Source organism: Zoogloea sp. GDB6 (assembly GCF_056724105.1).
Genome location: NZ_CM161497.1, coordinates 4,937,944 through 4,958,407 on the forward strand (window position 1 = coordinate 4,937,944; position 20,464 = coordinate 4,958,407).

18 protein-coding genes are annotated in these 20,464 nt (G+C 67.6%); 11 read left to right on the forward strand and 7 right to left on the reverse strand.

What is annotated here, in order from left to right:
- Positions 1–28: 28 nt before the first annotated feature.
- Complete coding sequence (locus tag AC1PQG_RS22550; RefSeq protein WP_481119975.1) at positions 29–847, forward strand: mechanosensitive ion channel family protein; 819 nt, start codon at positions 29–31, stop codon at positions 845–847.
- Positions 848–860: 13 nt separating this feature from the next.
- Here AC1PQG_RS22550 and AC1PQG_RS22555 read toward each other — a convergent pair whose 3' ends face one another.
- Complete coding sequence (locus AC1PQG_RS22555; RefSeq protein ID WP_481119976.1) at positions 861–1,679, reverse strand: helical backbone metal receptor; 819 nt, start codon at positions 1,677–1,679, stop codon at positions 861–863.
- Between the two features lie 103 nt (positions 1,680–1,782).
- On the opposite strand from AC1PQG_RS22555, the gene ald reads away from it, so the two are divergent.
- The 5 genes from ald (at position 1,783) to AC1PQG_RS22580 (ending at position 7,843) form a co-directional block, all read left to right on the forward strand.
- Positions 1,783–2,898 (forward strand): alanine dehydrogenase, encoded by a 1,116-nt coding sequence (ald, locus tag AC1PQG_RS22560; protein WP_481119977.1) that lies wholly within the window; start codon positions 1,783–1,785, stop codon positions 2,896–2,898.
- Positions 2,899–3,007: 109 nt separating this feature from the next.
- A complete protein-coding gene (locus AC1PQG_RS22565) occupies positions 3,008–3,484 on the forward strand; it encodes a MarR family winged helix-turn-helix transcriptional regulator (protein ID WP_481119978.1) in 477 nt (158 codons plus the stop codon).
- 109 nt (positions 3,485–3,593) lie between these two features.
- Entirely contained in the window at positions 3,594–5,015 is a 1,422-nt protein-coding gene (locus AC1PQG_RS22570) for an efflux transporter outer membrane subunit (protein ID WP_481119979.1), read from the forward strand.
- A 23-nt stretch (positions 5,016–5,038) separates the two neighbouring features.
- Positions 5,039–6,286 carry an EmrA/EmrK family multidrug efflux transporter periplasmic adaptor subunit gene (locus tag AC1PQG_RS22575; RefSeq protein ID WP_481119980.1) on the forward strand — a complete coding sequence of 416 codons (1,248 nt, stop codon included), beginning with the start codon at positions 5,039–5,041 and terminating at the stop codon, positions 6,284–6,286.
- 3 nt (positions 6,287–6,289) lie between these two features.
- On the forward strand, positions 6,290–7,843 hold the full coding sequence (locus AC1PQG_RS22580; protein ID WP_481119981.1) for a DHA2 family efflux MFS transporter permease subunit: 1,554 nt from the start codon (positions 6,290–6,292) through the stop codon (positions 7,841–7,843).
- Positions 7,844–7,864: 21 nt separating this feature from the next.
- On the opposite strand, the gene AC1PQG_RS22585 is transcribed toward AC1PQG_RS22580, so the two are convergent.
- The 4 genes from AC1PQG_RS22585 to argS all read right to left on the reverse strand — a co-directional run bounded on the left by AC1PQG_RS22585 (position 7,865) and on the right by argS (position 11,895).
- Positions 7,865–8,632: an SDR family oxidoreductase gene (locus AC1PQG_RS22585; RefSeq protein WP_481119982.1), complete on the reverse strand. Its 768-nt coding sequence runs from the start codon at positions 8,630–8,632 to the stop codon at positions 7,865–7,867.
- A 72-nt stretch (positions 8,633–8,704) separates the two neighbouring features.
- Complete coding sequence (locus AC1PQG_RS22590; RefSeq protein WP_481119983.1) at positions 8,705–9,346, reverse strand: thiol:disulfide interchange protein DsbA/DsbL; 642 nt, start codon at positions 9,344–9,346, stop codon at positions 8,705–8,707.
- A gap of 29 nt (positions 9,347–9,375) precedes the next feature.
- Positions 9,376–10,143 carry an SPOR domain-containing protein gene (locus AC1PQG_RS22595; RefSeq protein ID WP_481119984.1) on the reverse strand — a complete coding sequence of 256 codons (768 nt, stop codon included), beginning with the start codon at positions 10,141–10,143 and terminating at the stop codon, positions 9,376–9,378.
- A gap of 18 nt (positions 10,144–10,161) precedes the next feature.
- A complete protein-coding gene (argS, locus tag AC1PQG_RS22600) occupies positions 10,162–11,895 on the reverse strand; it encodes an arginine--tRNA ligase (RefSeq protein ID WP_481119985.1) in 1,734 nt (577 codons plus the stop codon).
- Between the two features lie 154 nt (positions 11,896–12,049).
- Here argS and AC1PQG_RS22605 point away from each other — a divergent pair, with 154 nt between their 5' ends.
- The 5 genes from AC1PQG_RS22605 (at position 12,050) to AC1PQG_RS22625 (ending at position 18,336) form a co-directional block, all read left to right on the forward strand.
- A complete protein-coding gene (locus tag AC1PQG_RS22605; RefSeq protein ID WP_481119986.1) occupies positions 12,050–12,712 on the forward strand; it encodes a hypothetical protein in 663 nt (220 codons plus the stop codon).
- A gap of 72 nt (positions 12,713–12,784) precedes the next feature.
- Entirely contained in the window at positions 12,785–14,320 is a 1,536-nt protein-coding gene (gene ubiB, locus AC1PQG_RS22610; protein WP_481119987.1) for a ubiquinone biosynthesis regulatory protein kinase UbiB, read from the forward strand.
- Between the two features lie 137 nt (positions 14,321–14,457).
- Positions 14,458–16,587: an ornithine--oxo-acid transaminase gene (rocD, locus tag AC1PQG_RS22615; RefSeq protein ID WP_481119988.1), complete on the forward strand. Its 2,130-nt coding sequence runs from the start codon at positions 14,458–14,460 to the stop codon at positions 16,585–16,587.
- Positions 16,584–16,934 carry a YajD family HNH nuclease gene (locus AC1PQG_RS22620; RefSeq protein ID WP_481119989.1) on the forward strand — a complete coding sequence of 117 codons (351 nt, stop codon included), beginning with the start codon at positions 16,584–16,586 and terminating at the stop codon, positions 16,932–16,934. Before rocD ends, AC1PQG_RS22620 begins: the two co-directional genes overlap by 4 nt.
- A 139-nt stretch (positions 16,935–17,073) precedes the next feature.
- Complete coding sequence (locus tag AC1PQG_RS22625) at positions 17,074–18,336, forward strand: Hsp70 family protein (RefSeq protein ID WP_481119990.1); 1,263 nt, start codon at positions 17,074–17,076, stop codon at positions 18,334–18,336.
- Here AC1PQG_RS22625 and AC1PQG_RS22630 read toward each other — a convergent pair.
- Positions 18,327–19,610, reverse strand: a complete 1,284-nt coding sequence (locus tag AC1PQG_RS22630) for a GGDEF domain-containing protein (RefSeq protein WP_481119991.1) — start codon at positions 19,608–19,610, stop codon at positions 18,327–18,329. The genes AC1PQG_RS22625 and AC1PQG_RS22630 overlap by 10 nt on opposite strands.
- On the reverse strand, positions 19,610–20,353 hold the full coding sequence (locus tag AC1PQG_RS22635; protein ID WP_481119992.1) for an ABC transporter substrate-binding protein: 744 nt from the start codon (positions 20,351–20,353) through the stop codon (positions 19,610–19,612). Before AC1PQG_RS22635 ends, AC1PQG_RS22630 begins: the two co-directional genes overlap by 1 nt.
- Between the last annotated feature and the right edge of the window lie 111 nt (positions 20,354–20,464).

Consider the following 20,464-nt stretch of genomic DNA (forward strand, 5'->3'; position numbering starts at 1 on the left):
CTACACCTCTTCACTCCGGAGTAAGGCCATGGCTCTCGACAACGGTTTCGACCTCAGCGGACTCGTCACCACCTATCTGATTCCCTTCGGCTGGAAGCTTGCCGGCGCGATTGCCCTGTGGGTCATCGGCGGCTGGCTGATCAACACCATCAGCAACCTGTCGAGCCGCGGCATGACCCGCCAGAAGGTCGAGCCAACCCTGGTGCGCTACGTGGGCGCCACCTTGCGGGTCATCATGCGGATCGTGCTGGTGATCGTCATCCTGTCCGTCTTCGGCATCGAGACGACCAGCTTCGCGGCGCTGATCGCCGCCGCCGGCGTGGCCATCGGGGTGGCCTGGAGCGGCCTGCTGTCCAATTTCGCGGCCGGTGCCTTCCTGATCATCCTGCGCCCATTCAAGGTCGGCGACTTCATCAGCGGCGCCGGCATCACCGGCACGGTGAAGGAGATCGGCCTGTTCGCCACCACCATCGACCAGCCCGACGACGTGCGCACCACCGTCGGCAACAACAAGCTGTTCTCCGACAACATAGTGAACTACACCGCCAACCCGTCCCGCCGTGTCGAACTGTTCGCCCAGCTGGCCCACAGCGTCGCGCCGCAGCAGGCGATGGAGCTGATCCGCAACCGCGTCGCGCAGATCCCCAACGTGCTCGCCACCCCGGCACCGGACGTGGAAATCCTCGAATTCAACGCCGCCGGCACGCGTCTCGTGGTGCGCCCCCATTGCCACAACGACCATTACTGGCAGGTGTACTTCGACACCAACAAGATGCTGGCCGAGATCGGCAGTGCCAACGGCTGGCCTGTGCCCGCGCCACACCAGGTGCTGCGCCAGCAGGTCTGACACACGGCCGTCGTCAGGCGGCCAGCTCCCGCCGCAGCGCGGCCAGGTAGCGTAGCCCGGCGGCGGCGCGGCTGCCATACCAGGACGTCATTTCCCCGTCGATCAGCCGGGCCGGCCGACGAGCCAGTCCGGCCACCTCGTCCATGTGCCGGTCGCCAAACCGATAGGGCTCCGACGACAGGAACACCCGGCTCACGTCCGCCAGCCACGGCGCATCCCAGTCGAAGGCCGGATAACGCACACCGTCTCCGAGTGCCGGCCAGCAGTCCCAGCCGACCAATGCCAGGCTCGCCGCGATGTAGGTGTCAGGCGCCACCGTCATCCACGGCTCGCGCCAAATCAGGTACAGGATTTTCTCCCGCGGCAGCTCACGGCCGGCCGCTTGCGCCAGTGCGATCGCCTCCACCAGCCCGGCGGCGAGCTCAGCAGCCCGCGCCTCACAGCCGAACACCGCACCGAACAGGCGGTACAGCGGCAGGTTGTCCTCGGGCCGGCACGGATGCGTGACGATCACATTGGGCACGAAACGGGCGATCTCCTCCACGCAGTCCTTGCGGTTCTCGTCGATATTGACGATCACGTGGGTCGGCGCCAGTTCCCGCAGGCGGGCGAGGTTCACGTCCTTCGTCCCACCGACTTTAGGGATGCTCTTCAGGGTCGCCCACGGATGGACGCAAAACCCGGTACGCCCAACCAATTGGTCAGCCAGCCCCAGCTCGCACACCAGCTCGGTCAGCGACGGCACCAGCGACACGATGCGGGCCAGCCCCTCCCACGGACGGTGGCGCTGCCCGGCCGCATCCACCAGGAAATCGACATCATTCTCGTTCATCATCCGTCTAGTATCTCAAGACCCGTATCCTTGTTGGAAGCCGGCGCAAGTCGCGGTAATCTCGGGCGCTAAGCTGCAGCCGCACCATATAACGGAGAAAATCATGAAAGTCGGCGTCCCAAGGGAAACCAAGAACCACGAATACCGCGTCGGCCTGACCCCCGCGTCGGTCCGCGAACTCGTCGCCCACGGCCACGAGGTCTTCGTCGAGTCAGGAGCCGGCCACGGCATCGGCGCCAGCGACAACGACTACGAGCGGGCCGGAGCCAAAGTCACCCTGAGTGCCGACGACGTCTTCGGGGAAGCCACGCTGATCATCAAGGTCAAGGAACCGCTGGCCGAGGAGCGCACCCGCCTCAAGCCCCATCACGTGATCTTCACCTACCTGCACCTGGCGCCGGACCCCGGCCAGGCCGAAGACCTGATCGCCAGCGGCGCCACCGCCATCGCCTACGAGACCGTCACCACCCCCGGCGGCGGCCTGCCGCTGCTCGCACCGATGTCGGAGGTTGCCGGCCGCATGAGCATCCAGGCCGGCGCGGCTGCCCTCGAAAAATCCCACGGCGGCCGTGGCGTGCTGCTCGGCGGCGTGCCGGGCGTCGAGCCGGGCCGCGTGGTCATCCTCGGCGGCGGCACGGTGGGCAACAACGCCGCGCATACAGCGGTCGGCATCGGCGCCGACGTGACCATCCTCGACAAGTCCCTGCCGGTGCTGCGCCACCTGGACGAAGTCTATGGCGGCCGCGTCAAGACGCTCTACGCTACCCGCGACGCCATCGAGCGCCAGGTCCTGCAGGCCGACCTGGTGATCGGTGCCGTACTGATCCCCGGCGCCACCGCCCCCAAGCTGGTCACCCGCACGATGCTCGCCGCGATGAAACCCGGCGCGGTCATCGTGGACGTGGCCATCGATCAGGGCGGCTGTTTCGAGACCTCCCGGCCGACCACCCACGCCGACCCCACCTACCTGGTGGACGGCATCGTCCACTATTGCGTGTCCAACATGCCCGGCGCCGTGGCCCGCACCGCCACCTACGCGCTCAACGCAGCCACGCTGCCCTTCGTGCTGGCCATCGCCGACAAGGGCTGGAAGGAAGCCCTCAAGGACGACGCCGGCCTGCGCGCCGGCCTCAACATCTGCGCCGGCAACGTGACCCACCCGCAGGTCGCCGAAGCCCTCGGCAAGAAGTACCTGCCGGCCATCACCCAGCTGGCCTGACCGCCCTCGCTCCGTCACGTCATTCGGCCGCATGCCGTGACGGAGCACCGTTGACACGGGCTGCAAAAGAGCGAATTATCTGCCTATGCAGTAATTGCCTTGACTGTAAATGCCCGATACAAAGAACACCCCTCCGCCTTACACCGTCGAGAACTACCAACAGGAAGAGAGCGTCGGCTTCCTGCTGCACCAAGCCAAACTGCGCCTCATGCAGACTCTCGATGAGCGCGTCGGCGATCTGGACATCACCACCGCCCAATGGACGGTGCTCAAACAGATCGCCCTGCGCAATGGTGAAACCGCGAGCACGCTGTGCAAATGCAGCGGCTGCGACACCGGCTCGATGACGCGCATGCTCGACCGCCTGGAAGAAAAAGGCCTGATCCGCCGGGAACGCAGCACCACCGACCGGCGGGTCGTGCTTCTGCATGTGACGGACACCGGCAAGGCCCTGCTCCCGCTGATCGTGCCGCGGGTCGTCGATGTCCTCAATCAGGCGCTGACGGACTTCACACCCGAGGAGGTCGCACTGACCAAGCAGTTGATCGGCCGCATCGTCGCCAACCTGGACAAACTCAATAGCTGAAGCTGGAACGATCGTGGGGCAGGCGGCGGAGCACGCCGCTTTTTTTGAAACGAATACCTGCCTTGGCAGATACAGCACAGACAGTTTCAGCCCAATACAGGGAATTCATATGAAACGACATCTCACCCTTCTGCTCCCGCTGCTCAGCCTGCTGGCCGCCTGCACCAGCCCCGGTGGACTGGCCCCCCGCGCCGAAGCCCTGCGCACGGAACGACTCGCCGGCAGCCGCAGCCTGGCCGACGTTCCGGCCGGCGCCTGGCCGACCGACAGCTGGTGGACCGCCTACGGCGACCCACAACTCGACCGCCTGGTTGCCGATGCGCTGCGCGACAGCCCCAGCCTGACCCTCGCCGAGGCCCGCCTCGACCAGGCCCGCGCCATGGCCGGCCTGGCCGCCGCCGCCGATGGCGTGCAGGTCGGCGCCAACGCCGAGGGTGCCCAGCAGCGCCTGTCGGAGAACTACATCTTCCCGCCCGGGCTCGGCGGGCGTTACACCAGCCTCAACCGGGCCGCGCTGGACTTCAGCCTCGACCTGGACTTCTGGGGGCGCAACCGCGCCGCACTGGACGCCGCCGTCGGCCAGGCCCGCGCCGCCGAAGCCGAAACTGCCGGCGCCCGCCTGATCCTGAGCAGCGCGATCACCCGCGCCTACCTGCAGTTCGACCGCCTGCACCAGCTGCGCACCATCGCCGACGCCACCGTCACGCAGCGCGAGAAGCTGCAGGAGCTGGTCCGCCTGCGCCTGAAGGCCGGCCTCGAGAACCAGGCCGACCTGCGCCAGGCCGACGCCGGCATTTCCGCCGCCCGTGCCGAACGCAGCGCCCTCGACGTACAGCTGGCGCTGGTCCGCAACCAGCTGGCCGCCCTCACCGGCCACGGCCCCGACGCCGGCCTCGACCTCACGCCGCCGACCTTGCGTGACGTCGCCGCAACGCTGCCGAGCCAGCTGCCGGCCGACCTCCTCGGCCGCCGGCCCGACGTGAACGCCCAGCGCTGGCGCGTCGAGGCCAGCCGCCGCGAGAGCGACGCCGCCCGCGCCGACTTCTACCCGAACGTCAATCTCAGCGCCTTCGTGGGCCTGCAGTCCATCGGCCTGTCCAATCTCTTCGAAGGCGGCAGCCGCATGCTCGGCATCGGCCCGGCGATCCACCTGCCGGTGTTCGACAGCGGCCGCCTGCGCAGTCGCCTGGCCACACGCAACGCCGAACAGGACGCGGCCATCGCCCAGTACAACGCGACCCTCGTCGATGCCCTGCGCGACGTGGCCGACCAACTCGCCAGCTGGCGCGGTGCCGACATCGAAGGACGCGACCAGCAAGCCGCGCTGACCCGCTACGAGGACGCCTGGCGCCTCACCGAAGTGCGCTACAAGGCTGGCCTCGCCAGCTACACGGCGGTTCTCGCCGCCGAAACCCCCTTGCTCGCCCAGCGCCGCCTCACCGCGGAGCTGCGCACCCGCCGCCTCGACGCCAGCGCCGGTCTCGCCCGCGCGCTGGGCGGCGGCTACCTGCCCACCGACACGTCCCACTGATCCCGCCAAGAAGGAACCGGACCATGACTACCCCCGACAGCACCGCTGCAAACACCACCAACGGCAAGCGCAAGCGCAGCCTCATCACCATCGCCGTCGCCTGCGCACTGGCCGGCGCCGCCTGGGGCGGCTGGTGGATGACCCACGGCCGCTACCTGGAGCACACCGACGATGCCTACGTGGCCGGCAACGTCGTGCAGATCACCCCGCAGGTGGCCGGCACCGTGGTCGCCATCGACGCCGACGACACCCAGCTGGTGAAGGCCGGCCAGCCGCTGGTGCACCTCGACGACGCCGACGCCCGCGTCGCGCTGGAGCAGGCCGAAGCCCAGCTCGGCCAGACCGTGCGGGAAGTGCGCGCGCTGTATGCCGGTGGCGGCGCCCTTGAAGCCGCGGTGAAGCAGAAGGAAGCCGACCTCGCCAAGGCAAAGGACGATCTGAGCCGCCGCCAGCAGGTGGCCGGCACCGGCGCCGTCGCTGCCGAAGAGATCGAACATGCCCGCGCCGCGCTGCGCGCCGCCGAAACCGCGGTGCAGACGGCCCGCGAACAGCTCACCACCAACCGCGTGCAGACCAGCGGCACCCGCGTCGAAAGCCACCCCAACGTATTGCGGGCAGCCGCCAAGGTCGAGGAGACCTACCTGGCCTACGCGCGCAGCGTGGTACCCGCCCCGCTCGGCGGCCTCGTCGCCCGCCGTGCCGTGCAGGTCGGCCAGCGCGTGGCAGCCGGCGCGCCGCTGATGGCCGTCGTGCCGCTGGAGCAGGTGTGGGTGGATGCCAACTTCAAGGAAAGCCAGCTCGGCCGCATGCGCATCGGACAACCGGTGAGCCTGAGCGCCGACGTGTACGGCTCGAAGGTGGAATACCACGGCAAGATCGCCGGCCTGGCTGCCGGCACCGGCGCCGCCTTCGCACTGCTGCCGGCCCAGAACGCCAGCGGCAACTGGATCAAGGTGGTGCAGCGGGTGCCGGTGCGGATCAGCCTCGACCCGCAGGAGCTCGCCGCCCATCCGCTGCGCATCGGCCTGTCGATGCAGGTGGAGGTGGATCTTCACGAAGGCGGCGACGGCCCGCTCGGCATCGCCCCGACCGCGCCGGTTGCCCAGACCGACGTTTTCGCCGACCTGGGCAAGGCCGCCCACGAACGCATCCGCGCGATCATCTCGGCCAACAATGGCGGACAGGCCGCCGACCTGCAACTGCCCGAGCTCACGCTGCCGAGCATCCCACCGGCGGCGGCCCTGGCCACTCCGCGCCGCACCCGGGCCTGAGCCATGAGCGCCGCCCCTGCTCCGCTGCCGCCCCTCGAACCGGGGGCGCGCCGGCTGGCCACCGTGGCCCTGTCGCTGGCGACCTTCATGAACGTGCTGGACACCACCATCGCCAACGTGTCCCTGCCCAACATCGCCGGCGACCTGGGTGTCAGCCCGACCCAGGGCACCTGGGTCATCACCTCATTCGGCGTCGCCAACGCCATCGCCGTGCCGCTGACCGGCTGGCTCAGCCAGCGCGTCGGCCAGGTACGCCTGTTCGTCGCCTCGGTGGTGCTGTTCGTGCTCGCCTCGCTGCTGTGCGGCCTGGCCGGCAGCCTGGAGATGCTGATCGCCGCGCGGGTGCTGCAGGGCGCCGTCGCCGGGCCGATGATCCCGCTGTCCCAGGCCCTGCTGCTGCAGGCCTACCCGCGGGAAAAGTCCGGCATGGCGCTGGCGATGTGGTCGATGACGACCCTCGTCGCGCCGGTGATGGGCCCCATCCTCGGCGGCTGGCTGTCGGACAACCTGTCCTGGCCGTGGATCTTCTACATCAACGTGCCAGTCGGCATCGGCGCGGCCTGGATGAGCTGGCAGTTGCTGAAACACCGCGAGACGCCGACCCGCAAGCTCCCCATCGACAAGGTCGGGCTGGCGCTGCTGGTGATCTGGGTCGGTGCACTGCAGATCATGCTCGACAAGGGCAAGGAGCTGGACTGGTTCGAATCCGGCGAGATCATCGCGCTGGCGGCGGTCACGGTGGTGGGCTTCGCGCTGTTCGTCGTCTGGGAGCTGACCGAGGAGCACCCGGTGGTGGACCTGAGCCTGTTCGCCCGCCCCAACTTCCTGTTCGGCGTCATCGCGCTGGCCACCGCCTACGGGGTGTTCTTCGGCAACGTGGTGGTACTGCCCCTGTGGCTGCAGCAATACATGGGCTATACGGCTACCTGGGCCGGACTGGTGACGGCACCGATCGGCATCCTGGCGCTGCTACTGTCGCCGGCGGTCGGCAAGATCCTTCCGCGCACCGACCCGCGCCGGCTGGCCACCGTGGCCTTCCTGGTGTTCGCGCTGGTGTCCTTCATGCGTTCGGGCTTCTCCACCGACATTGCACCGGGCAGCATCGTGGTGCCGCAGCTGATCCAGGGCATCGCGATGGCCTGCTTCTTCATCCCGCTGGTCTCCATCACCCTGTCGGGCCTGCCGATGGAGCGAGTGCCGTCGGCGTCGGGGGTGTCGAACTTCGTGCGGATCACCTGCGGGGCCTTCGGTGCGTCGCTGATGACCACCCTGTGGGAGCGCCGCGCGGCGCTGCATCATGAGCAGCTGGCGGCCCACGTCAGCGCCTACAACCCGGTCGCCAGCGAGACCCTCGGCCAGCTGCAGGCCCAGGGGTTCGATCTGGCCCGCGGCCTCGGCGTACTGGAACGGCAGGTCAATGTGCAGGCCTTCTCACTGGCCGCCAACGACGTGTTCTGGGCATCGGGCTGCCTGTTCCTGCTGCTCCTCATCAGCGTGTGGCTGACCCGTCCGGGCCACAGTCGTCCGGCCGCAGCCAGCGGCGACGCGGCGCATTGACCCCGCGGCGACCGACGCAGGCTACAGCGGCAAACCCCGCGGCTTGCGCCCGGCCCGCGCGAACAGGCGGTCGAACAGTGGATTGGGCAGGAGGCGCAGCAGCTTGGCCACCACGCCCATCTGCCACGGGATGACGGTGTAACCGACGCCCGCCTCGATGGCCCGCGCAAAGCGCCGCGCGGCCTCGTCGGCGGGCAGCAGGAAGGGCATCGGATACGGGTTGATGGCGGTCATCGGCGTGTCGATATAGCCGGGCGCAATGGTCACCACCTTCACGCCGCTGCCATGCAGCTCGACACGCAAGCTCTCGAGATAGGCGATCGCCGCCGCCTTCGACGCACTGTAGGCTCCCGCGCCGGGCAGGCCGCGGATACCGGCCACCGACGCGATGCCGACCAGGCGGCCGCGACCACAGCCGCGTAAGGGTGCAACGAAGGGCTGAAAGCTGGCGACGATGCCGAGCACATTGGTCCGCAGCACGCGCTCGAAGGCCGCCAGATCGTCGGCCTCCTCGGTCAGCGTACCCACCGACACGCCGGCGTTGGCGATGACCACGTCGGGCACGCCGAAGCGGGCCATGAAGTCCGTAGCGGCATCCGCAAGCGCGCCCGGTTCCGCCACGTCGACGCAATACACCGCATGCTCACCGGGCAGGCTGGCAGCCAGCCCGGTCAGCGCATCGCGACGCCGCCCGACCAGGCCCAGGCTAGCCCCGGCAGCGGCGTAATGGCGTGCCAGCGCGGCGCCGATGCCGCTCGAGGCGCCGGTGATGAAGACGCGGAGAGCCACGGAAGAAGGAAACAGGAAAGAAAGAAGGCTGAGGCCGCGGCACGATCGCACCGCGGCCCGGATGGAAGACGCTTACTTGCGGCCCTGTTCGCCGCGGGCGCGGGCGATCAGCTGGTCGGCCACCTTCAGGGATGCCTCATGGGAACCGGCGATGGAGGCGGAGGTGAAGTACTTGCCGTCGATCGCGAGGGTCGGCACGCCCTGGATCTTGTAGTCACGGCCGAGCTTCTCGACACGCTGCAGGCTAACCTGGACCCCGAAGGAGCGGTAGGCGTCGAGGAACTTCTTGCTGTCGACACCCTTCTTGACCGCCCATTCCTGCGCGCCAGCCTCGGTGTGCAGCGGCTGCTTGTCGGTCTGCACCGCCTCGAAAACCTGCCCGTGCAGGCGGGCCAGGTCACCGGTGGCCGCCAGCGTGAGATGCAGGCGGGCCAGACCGGTCAGCTGGGGATTGCCCCAGGTCACCGGCACGCGGTGGAAGTAAACATCCGCGGGCAGCTTCTTGACCCATTGCTCCAGCAGCGGATCGAAGGCGCGGCAGTGGGGGCAGCCGTAATGGAAGAACTCGATCACCTCAACCTTGCCCTTGGTCTCGGTCGGCTGCGGCGGCGAAACCAGTTCAAAGCCGCTGCCGCTCTGGGCCAGGACGGGCCGCCCGACGAGGCCGACGGCCACTGCGGCGGAAAGCTGTTTGAGGACATCACGACGCTGCATTACGGTTTCTCCTTGAAGCGGCAAAGCTCTCATTGAGCAGTACCGGCCGGCTTTGGTTCCTTGGGTTTGATCCGGACGATGGCGGCGTTGATGCCGCCAGTCGCCAACTGCTGGCGTGCCTTGTTCATTTCATCGGCGCCGAGGTAAGGGCCGGTCCGGACGCGGTGCACGGTGCCCTTGTCGGGCACATCCACCTTCTGCACGCTGGCCTCCACTCCCATCAACGCAAGACGCGCCTTCAGGTTGTCAGCCTCGGAGGGATCCTCGAAGGAGCCCGCCTGCAGGTAGTACTTTTCGGGCGTCAGCGGCTTGTCGAGCAGCGCCGCTTCGGCCTTGGCATGCTCGGCGTCGGCCTTGGCCTTGTCACTCTTCTGCGTCTCGTCCGGCTTGGTCGCGACAGGCTTGTCGGTCTTGGCCGTCTTCTCGCTCTTCTCGGGCTTGGCCGGCTTGATATCCTCGGTGGTTTCCTCGGGCTTGCCGGGTGCCGGCAGTGCATCAGTGCCCTTGGGCAGCACGTTGTAGAAGTCGAAGCGCGGCTTCTCCACCGGCTTGTCGCCGGCCTTGCCGGGCAGCGCAATGGGCTCGCTGCTCTGCGGCTTGGGCGGCGGCGGTACCACCACCGGCTTCTCCTCCTGCTTCGACTTCTGGAACGGCGACGCCGAAGTGAAGTACAGCGCGATCCCCGCCGCGACCAATGCGCCGAGAATCAGCCCAACGAAGATGCCGACCAGGGTGCTGCCCCGGCTGCCCGATTTAGGTTTGTTGGTCTGCAGACGGGGTTTCAGATCACGGCTCATGAACGACGGGTCCGGCAATTACATGGATTCGGGGGCTGAGACACCAAGCAGACGCAGGCCGTTGCGGATAACCTGGCGCACCGCCGCGGCCAAGGCCAGACGGGCCAGCTTGAGGCCTTCGTCGTCCACCAGCATGCGCTCGGCGTTGTAGTAGCTGTGGAACTCGCCGGCCAGGTCTTTCAGGTAGAAGGCGATCTGGTGCGGGGCGTAATCGGCGGCCGCACTGCGGACAATCTCGGGGAAGGCGGTCAGGCGTGCGCACAGGGCCAGCTCGCGCTCGTTATCGAGGCGGGCGAGGTCGGCCTCGAGCAGGTCGGCCGGCGTGCCGTTCCACTGGTTGAGCACCGAGCACTGGCGAGCATGGGCGTACTGGATGTAATACACCGGGTTCTCGTTGCTTTGACTCTTGGCCAGGTCGAGATCGAAGTCCAGGTGCTGATCGGCCTTGCGCAGCACGTAGAAGAAGCGGCAGGCGTCGTTGCCGACCTCCTTGCGCAACTCGCGCAGCGTGACGAACTCCCCGGAGCGGGTAAACATCGCCGCCTTCTGGCCGTCGCGGTACAACACCGCGAACTGCACCAGCGCCACGTCGAGCTTCTCGGGCGGCAGGCCGAGGGCCTGCAGGGCGCCCTTCACGCGCGGGATGTAGCCGTGGTGGTCGGCACCCCAGATGTCGATGATGCGGTCGAAACCGCGCTCGTACTTGTTGGCGTGGTAGGCGATGTCGGAGGCGAAGTAAGTGTACAGGCCGTTCTCACGCTGCACGACACGGTCCTTCTCGTCACCGAAGGCGGTGGAGCGGAACCACTTGGCACCGTCCTGCTCGTACAGGTGGCCGCCGGCCTCCAGCGCGGTGACGGCCTTCTCGACCAGGCCGGTGTCGAACAGGGAGCGTTCGGAGAACCATTTGTCGAAGGTCACGCCGAACTCGCCCAGATCCTCGCGGCCATCGCCGAGCTGTTCGGTGAGTGCAAAACCATGCACCCACGCATAGTCGGAGCCGAGCAGGTTCTTGGCGTTGGCGATCAGCGCATCCAGGTGGCCTTCCTTGTCGGCCTCGACGGACGGCGCACCGGCCAGCACGTCGGCGGCGGACACCTTGGCGAAGCGGTCGGCGTGGGATTCCTTGATCTGCGCCGCCATGTCCTTCACGTAGTCGCCCTGGTAAGCGTTGGGCGGGAAGGCAATCGCGATGCCGAACAGATCGAGGTAGCGCAGCCAGGTGGACAGCGCCAGGATGTCCATCTGCCGGCCGGCGTCGTTGATGTAGTACTCGCGGGTGACTTCGAAACCGGCGAAGTCGAGCACGTCGGACAGGGATGCGCCGTAGGCCGCACCGCGGCCATGGCCCACGTGCAGCGGGCCGGTGGGATTGGCGGAGACGAACTCCACCTGCACCTTGACGCCGCTCTTGTCGCCGCGGCCGAAGGCCTCGCCGCGCTCGAGCACGTTGCGCACGACGGCGGTCTTGGCATCGGAGACCAGCGTGAAGTTGATGAAGCCGGCGCCGGCCACTTCAGCCTTGGCGATCAGATCGGACTTGGGCAATTCGGCCAGCAGCAGGTTGGCCAGTTCGCGCGGATTGCGCTTCAGCGGCTTGGCCAGCTGCAGCGCCAGGTTGCTTGCAAAATCACCGTGGCCGGCCTGCTTGGGACGTTCCAGGTTGATGGGGGTTTCGGCCTGTTCGGGGGCGACGCTCAACAAGGCGGCGCGCAGGAGGTCGGCAAGCTGGGTTTTGGAATCGGCGCTCATGGCAAACACTGCGACTAAAAGCACAGGATTATATCCAAGCAGGCGTTACCACGGCGGGACGCCGGTGCGGCGGCGGTAACAAAGTGCGACCAGCATGGCAAAAAAGATGTCCTTGCCCTATCTTTGCACCCTGTGTGTGCTGCCGGAACCGACCGTGAGCCTCTTCCGACCGACCCTTCTCCTCCCCAGCCTGCTGGCCGCTGCGGGTGCCCACGCCGAGCCCGCTACGCTGCACTGGCCGGTGCCGATGCCGATGCCGGCCGGCGCAGGCTGGCGCATCGTCGATCTGCGTGAAGGCCAGGGCATCCGCCACGAGGAATACCTGCCCCGCGGCCAGGGCCTGGAAGACTACCGCGACCGCATCCTGGTGCAACGCTTCGCCGCCCAGGACATGGGCCCCGACGCCTACCTCGCCACCATCGCCGCCGGACTGGCCCGGCATTGTGCCGGCTTCACCACCAGCGGGATGGTCAGCAGTGTCCGTGACGGCCTGCCCAGTGCCACCCGCACGGCCTATTGCAGCAACTTCCAGAACCGCCCCTACGGCTATGTCATCACCCAGAAGGCGATCCGCGACGGCGACCACCTGTTCGTCGTCGAGCGGGAATGGCGCGTACCGACTTTCTCGATCGACGACACCGGCATGGCCAGCCTGAGCTTCGGCAGCCCGGACGAGGACAAGGCGCTGAAGCGGGAGATCCATACGGCAACCCGCTGGCTGCTGGAGCAGGTGCAGCCGGGCCGCAGTGCCGCCGCACCGGTTGCGACGCCCCCACCGCCGCCAACAGTACCGACGCGCCCTGCCAAGCGGCGCTGACGAGGAGCCTTGGCGGCTTTCGTCGCCCAGCCTTTCCGGGCACAATCCGCGTTTTCCTTTTCTACTGCCGCCGTGCGTCTCTTCCGACTCGTCAAGATCGTCTCCGTGAGCCTCAAATACGGGCTCGACCAGATGGTCCTCTCCAACGAGCCGACCGGCCGCCTGGCCTGGCTGGCGAAGCTCACCCGCTTCCGCCGGACCTTCGACGAGCCGTCAGGCGCGCGGCTCCGACAGGCCCTCGAATCCCTCGGTCCGATCTTCGTCAAGTTCGGCCAGATGCTGTCCACCCGCCGCGACTTGCTGCCGCCGGCCATCGCCGAAGAACTGGCACGCCTGCAGGACCGGGTGCCGCCCTTCTCCAGCGCGGAAGCCCTCGCCCAGTTGCAGGAAGCCTACGGCAAGCCCGTCGACGAGGTCTTTGCGCGCTTCGAGCGGGAGCCGGTCGCCTCCGCCTCCATCGCCCAGGTGCATTTCGCCGAACTGCCCGACGGCACCGAAGTGGCGGTGAAGATCCTGCGCCCCGGCATCGCCCCGGTGATCGCCCACGACCTGGCCCTGCTCGACGTGGCCGCCACGGTGCTCGAAAAGGTGTGGCCGGAAGGCCGCCGCCTCAAGCCACGGGAAGTGGTCGCCGAGTTCTCCAAGTACCTGCGCGACGAGCTCGACCTGATGCGCGAGGCCGCCAACTGCTCCCAGCTGCGGCGCAACTTCAAGGACTCCGAGCTGCTCGTGGTGCCCGAGGTGCATTGGGACTTCTGCTCCACCAACGTGATGGTGATGGAGCGCATGAAGGGCATCCCGATCTCACAACTCGAGGCCCTCAAGCAGAACGGCATCGACCTCAAGCACCTGTCCCGCGCCGGCGTCGAAATCTTCTTCACGCAGGTGTTCCGCGACGGCTTCTTCCACGCCGACATGCACCCCGGCAACATCTTCGTGGCCACCGACGGCCCGGCCCGCGGGCGCTACATCGCGCTGGACTTCGGCATCATCGGCACCCTCAACGACTCCGACAAGAAGTACCTGGCCACCAACTTCCTGGCCTTCTTCCAGCGGGACTACCGGCGCGTCGCGCTGGCCCACATCGAGGCCGGCTGGGTGCCGTCGCACACCCGCGTGGACGAGTTCGAGGGCGCCATCCGCGCGGTCTGCGAACCGATCTTCGACCGCCCGCTGAAGGACATCTCCTTCGGCAAAACGCTACTGCGCCTGTTCCAGACCGCCCGCCGCTTCGAGATGGAAGTCCAGCCCCAGCTCGTGCTGCTGCAAAAAACCCTGCTCAACATCGAAGGCCTCGGCCGCCAGCTCGACCCCGACCTTGATCTGTGGAAGACCGCCAAGCCCTTCCTCGAACGCTGGATGAACGACCAGATCGGCTGGCGCGCGCTGCTGCGCCACGTCAAGGACGAAGCACCGTCGTGGGCCGCCACGCTGCCGCAGCTGCCGCGCCTGATGCACAAGGCCCTGGCCCAGCCGGTGGCGGAGGACCACCGCGCCGAACTCGCCCGACTCGTCGTCGAAAGCCGCCGCACCCGCTACTGGCTGATCGGCTGCACCGTGCTGTTGACCGCACTGGCCGCCATCGAGGCCTGGCACCTGCTGCATTGAACGGGGGCGCAGGGTGAGGCGGCGCAACTCCGTCACACCCCACACACTGCCGCGGCGGCGCTGCTGAACGAAGCCACCATCACCCGCTCAAACAGGCATGACGGCCATCTCGGCCCAACCGCCTTCGGAGGAAGACCATGCCCGCCCCGCTCGCGCCCGTCCGCCCGGTCAGCATCATCGGAGTCGGATCCTGCCTCGGCGCACCGATCTTCGGCCCTGCCGCCGGCCCACGCATCCTCAAGGACCTCGGCCTCGACGCGCAGTTGCGCAGCCGCGGCATCCCAGCCCGCTGGCAGTCCCTGCACGAACCGAGCGCCCCCAAGCCGCCCCGTGCATCGCTGCCGGAACGGCTTGCCAACGTCAGCGCCCTGCTCCACGACCTGGCCGACGAAGTCGCCGCCCTGTGCACCGACGGCACAGTGCCACTGGTATTGGGCGGCGACCATGCGATCGGCGCCGGCACCTGGCGCGGCGCGGCGCGAGCGCTGGAAGGGCGCGGCAAGCTGGGCCTGATCTGGATCGACGCCCACCTGGACTCCCACACACCGCAGACCAGCCACAGCGGCAACATCCACGGCATGCCGCTGGCCAGCCTGCTCGGCGTCGGCGACGCGAGCATGACCGGGATTCCCGGCCCCCATCTCGACCCGGCCCACGTGACCATCGTCGGCGCACGCTCCTGGGAGACGGAAGAACTGGCCCTGCTCAAGCGCCTCGGCGTGCGCATCTTCTTCATGCCCGAGGTCAAGCGCCGCGGCCTGCCGGCCGTGCTGTGCGAGGCGATGAGCATCGCCCGCGAGGGCACCGCCGGCTTCGGCGTGTCGGTGGACCTCGACTCCGTCGATTGCGCGCTGCTGCCGGCCACCACCTGCCTTGAACCGGGCGGCCTCGATCCGCAGGAGCTCGCCGACAGCCTGCACGGCCTGCGCAGCTGCGCCGATCTGGTCGCACTGGAAATCGTCGAATACGTGCCCGAACGGGACCGGAACGGCAGCGGTGCCGCCTGGGTGCGGGATTTCGCGGCGGCGGCCCTCGGCCCGACCACCACCAACCTGCTGGCCCGCGAGCACACTTTCGGCGCCCACAACTACGCGCCGCTGCCGGTGGTGTTCACCCGCGGCGAAGGGGTCTGGCTGTGGGACGTGGAGGGCCGGCGTTACCTCGACATGATGAGCGCCTACTCGGCGGTCAGCTTCGGTCATAGCCATCCGCGCCTCGTCAAGATCCTCACCGACCAGGCCCAGCGACTGGCGCTGACCTCCCGCGCATATGCCAACGACCGCCTGCCCCTGATGCTGGAGCGCCTGTCGGCGCTGCTCGGCTACGACCAAGCACTGCCGGTGAATACCGGCCTGGAGGCCGTCGAAACCGCCCTCAAGGCGGCCCGCAAGTGGGCCCACAAGATCAAGGGCGTGCCGGAGGGGCAGGCCGAGATCATCGTCTGCGCCGACAATTTCCATGGCCGCTCGACCACCATCATCGGCTTCTCGTCGGAGGCCCAGTACCGGGACGGCTTCGGCCCCTTCGCACCAGGCTTCCGCAGCATTCCCTTTGGTGACGCCGACGCACTCGCCGCAGCCATCACGCCGCACACCGCCGCCTTCCTGTTCGAACCGATACAGGGCGAGGGCGGCATCCACGTGCCGCCGGACGGCTGGCTCGTTCGCTGTGCCGAGATCTGCCGCGCCAACAACGTGCTGCTGATCGCCGACGAGGTGCAGACCGGCCTCGGCCGCACCGGCCGCCTGCTGGCCTGCCAGCACGACGGCGTGCGCCCCGACGGCGTGATCCTCGGCAAGGCCCTCGGCGGCGGCCTGCTGCCCGTATCGGCCTTCCTTGCCGACGAGGCGGTGATGCAGGTATTCCGCCCCGGCGACCATGGCTCCACCTTCGGCGGCAACCCGCTCGGTGCTGCCGTCGCCGCCGAAGCCCTGGCCCTGCTCAGCGAGGAGAAACTGGTCGAACGCGCCGATCGCCTTGGCAGCACCTTCATGGCCCGCCTGCAGGCCATCCGCAACCCGCTGATCCGCGAGGTGCGCGGCCGCGGCCTCTTGATCGGCATGGAGCTGGACATCCGTCGCGTCAATGCCCGCACCGCGGCAGAATGGCTGCTGGCCCGCGGCCTGATGACCAAGGACACCCACGACTCCGTGCTGCGCTTCGCCCCACCGCTGGTAATCACCGAAGCCGAGCTGGACTGGGCAGTCGGTGTCATCCAGGATGCGCTCGCCGACCTCGAACAACGCCTTTCCGGAAACAAGCCATGAGCGACAAACTCGACCGCCTCGTCCTCGAAGCCCGCCGCGCCGCCGACAAGCGCGCGGAGGGCTACCGCGAGAAAGCCCTGAAGATCTACCCCTGGGTATGCGGCCGCTGCGCGCGCCAGTTCACCGTCACCAACCTGCGCGAACTGACGGTCCATCACCGCGACCACAACCACGACAACAACCCGCCCGACGGTAGCAACTGGGAGCTGCTGTGCGTGTATTGCCACGACAACGAACACCAGCGCCAACTCGAAGCCACCCAGGGCAACGTAACCGCCAAACAGCCCGGCAAGGCCGCCACCCATTCGCCGTTCGCGGGGCTGGGTGCGCTGCTGAAAAAGGATTGAGCCCGGGCGGAGCACACACCGCCGCAACGGAACTCCGCCAGCCCCCTGTCACGGCCTGCACGCCGGCCTGCCATCGCCGTCTTCACCCCACCCGCCAACGGGCGTAGCATTCGGCCCCTTGTCTTCCCCCCGCGTCACCATGAGCTCCAGCCCTGCCCGCGCCTGCGGCATCGACTTCGGCACTTCCAACTCTACCGTCGGCTGGCTGCGGCCCGGTCTGCCGACCCTGCTGTCCCTTGAAGACGGCAAGGCGACGCTGCCCTCCGCCGTGTTCTTCAATGCCGACGAGGAAACCACCCATTACGGACGGGATGCGCTGGCGGAATACCTGGAGGGCTACGAAGGCCGCCTGATGCGGGCCATCAAGAGCCTGCTGGGCAGCAACCTGATGGACGGCAGCACCGAGGTCGGTGGCCGCGCGCTGCGCTTCCGCGATCTGCTGGCGAGCTTCATCGGAGAGCTGAAGAGCCGCGCCGAGGCTGAGGCCGGGCGCAGCTTCGAGCAGGCGGTGTTCGGCCGCCCGGTGTACTTCGTGGACGATAACCCGGCCGCCGACCAGCGCGCCCAGGACACCCTGGAGGCGATCGCCCGCCAGGTGGGCTTCAAGGACGTCAGCTTCCAGTTCGAGCCGATCGGCGCGGCGCTGCACTACGAGGCCGGACTCGACCGGGAGGAGCTGGTGCTGATCGCCGACATCGGCGGCGGTACCGCGGACTTCTCGCTGGTACGCCTGTCGCCGGAACGGGCCAAAAGCGTCGACCGCCGCGAGGACCTGCTCGGCAATGCCGGCCTGCACGTTGGCGGCACCGATTTCGATCGGGCGCTGAGCCTGGAATGCGTAATGCCGCTGCTCGGTTACAAGGGACTGATGAAGAGCGGCGCTGAAGTACCGTCGGCGCTGTTCTTCCAGTTGGCCACCTGGCACACCATCAACTTCGCCTACACGCGGCAGGCCTTCGCCGACTTCCAGGCCATCTACCGGGACGCGGCGGCCCGCCAGGAGCTGGACCGCCTGGCCCGCCTGATCGGCCAGCGCGAGGGCCACTGGCTGGCCCTGCAGGTCGAACAGGCCAAGATCGACCTGTCCACCGCCAGCACGGCCCACATGGAGCTGGACCGCCTGGAAGCGGGGCTGGCCCACGAGATCACCCGTGAGGCCTTCACGCTGGCCACCCGCAGCCTGGTGGAACGCGTCGCGGCCACCGTCGGCAAGCTGCTCGACGAAGCCGGCGTGGCCCGCGACCGGGTCGACACACTCTATTTCACCGGCGGTGCCAGCGGCGTGCCTCAACTACGCGAGCGCATCGCCGCCGAGCTGCCCAAGGCCCGCGCGGTGGAGGGTGATCTGTTCGGAAGCATCGGCGCCGGCCTCGCCGTGGAAGCGTCGCGCCGCTACGGTTGACTGCTGGCAGCGCCAGCCACCACGACCCGGTTCCGACCGGCCTGCTTGGCTTGGTAAAGCGCGGCATCCGCCCGCGCCAGTACGGCATCAAGGCTGTCGGCCACGGAAGCATCGGCCAAACCCAGGCTGAGGGTGATGCGGATGGTCGTTCCATCCGCCAGCGCAAAAGAGGTACCGGCGACCTGCTCCCGCAGGCGCTCACCGAAACGAGCGGCTTCATCCAGCGTGGTTTCCGGGAACAACAGCGCGAACTCCTCTCCGCCATAACGGCCAACATGATCGGAACTACGTAGCGCATCCCTCAGGAGCTGTGCGAATGCCTGAAGCACCCGGTCACCCGCCTGGTGGCCGAAGCCATCATTGATGTGTTTGAAAAGGTCGAGATCCACGATCCCGACGGTGATCGGGCGGTTGTAGCGCGATGCACGCGCCCTCTCCTGGTCCGCCACATCACAGAAATGCCGTCGGTTACTGAGTCCTGTGAGCGAATCAGTGGTCGCCAGGCGGAGCAGTTCGCGACGCACCCGTTCGTTTTCTTCGAGCGTCGCATGCAGACGCACGATGGCACCTTCCACGGCACCGATTTCCGTCATGAGCGGAGCGGGAAAGCCGGGCCTGTTCCCGGCGTTGTCCATGGCCGCCAGCGTCTGATCGATCCGCTGCAGCGGCCGGATCAGATGCCGACGTGCGATGAACATGAAGACCAGCAGAAAACCGATCACCAGCACCAGATTGACGATCAGCTTGTAACGAGCCCGCCCCATGGTGTCGACCATGCGCTCGAGTTCGAGGGTGATGCGTTGCCCCCCTTCCACCGACAAATCGTCGGCGAGCAAGCGCAGACGTTCGGACAAAGCGTTCCAGGCCTGACCATCCATCTCGCCACCGCCCGCCTTCACCAGGAAATGCTGGACCTCGTCGGCCAGCCGCGCCGTTCGGACATCTTCCTGCATACCAGGATGGCTGGTCATCATGCTGACCAGAAACAGTGCCTGACGCCGCGCCTCCGGTGTCCGTGCGGCCAGAACCCGTTCTCCCTGCAGGCGCAGGGCCTCCAGATTGCGCCCGAGACGCTGTCGCTCCAGCGTCCATGGCACGGTTTCAGCATGCAACTGCGCCGCCGCTTCAACGACACGCCACTGGTCTGCCGCCAGCCAGACGGCGACACTGATTGTCAGCACGCCACAGAGCAGCCCCAGCCTATTGAAAACCCGCACGGCCGACCAGCGGCCGAGCCGCAACGCAGAGTGCTGGACGGGCTGCGAACCTTCCATCACTGCAGGCGGAACGGGATGTAACGGGTATTGATGCGGTCGAAGCGGCCATCCCGCTTGATCTGATCGATGGCCCTGTTGAGCATGCCGACAAGGGCGTCGTCGCGGGGGGTCACGGACAAACAGACATCCCCGGCCAGCCCAGCACCATGAACCACCGTCGTGACCAACCCGAGCCCCTGCACCCGCCGGTCCTGCTGCAGCGCCAACGCGGTGGGCATTGGCAGCAGCGTTGCAGCAATGCGCCCATCGGCCAGCATACTCACCACCGTATCGTGACTCTCCACCAACAAAGGCTCAGGCCAGCCCTGTGTCTCGGCGTAACGGGCCTGCACACTCCCCTTGACGAGCGCCGCACGCAGCGCACCTGGCGTCACACCGGGTCGTGCAAACCACACGCTGATCGAACGGTAATAAGGCTTCGTCATGGCCACTCGGGCCTTACGGGCTGGCGTCGCCACCAGGCTGACAGCGGCAAAGTCGACGTTGCCCGCTGCCACGTCATCCACCACCTGGTCGAGGGGCATCGGCACAGCCTGGCAACGGACCTTCATCGTGTCGCAGAGGGCCTGCATGATCTCCACGTTGAAGCCGACCAGCGTCCCGGAAGCGTCGGTATACGACATCGGCGGAGAATGATTCAAAACTGCCACCTTCAACACCCGCTCGCCCGCCACCGTACCGTTGCAGGCCAGCAGGAATAGCAGCCCGGCCAACAGACGGCGCACAGCCCCAGAAAACACTACAAAACTCCGAATATTATTAATTCGTCGAATTCTAACCTTGGCAGACCGATGCAGCCCGCTCGACACCACCATATCCCCGAGAAGACTGCAAAAAAAGGGGCCGTCCTG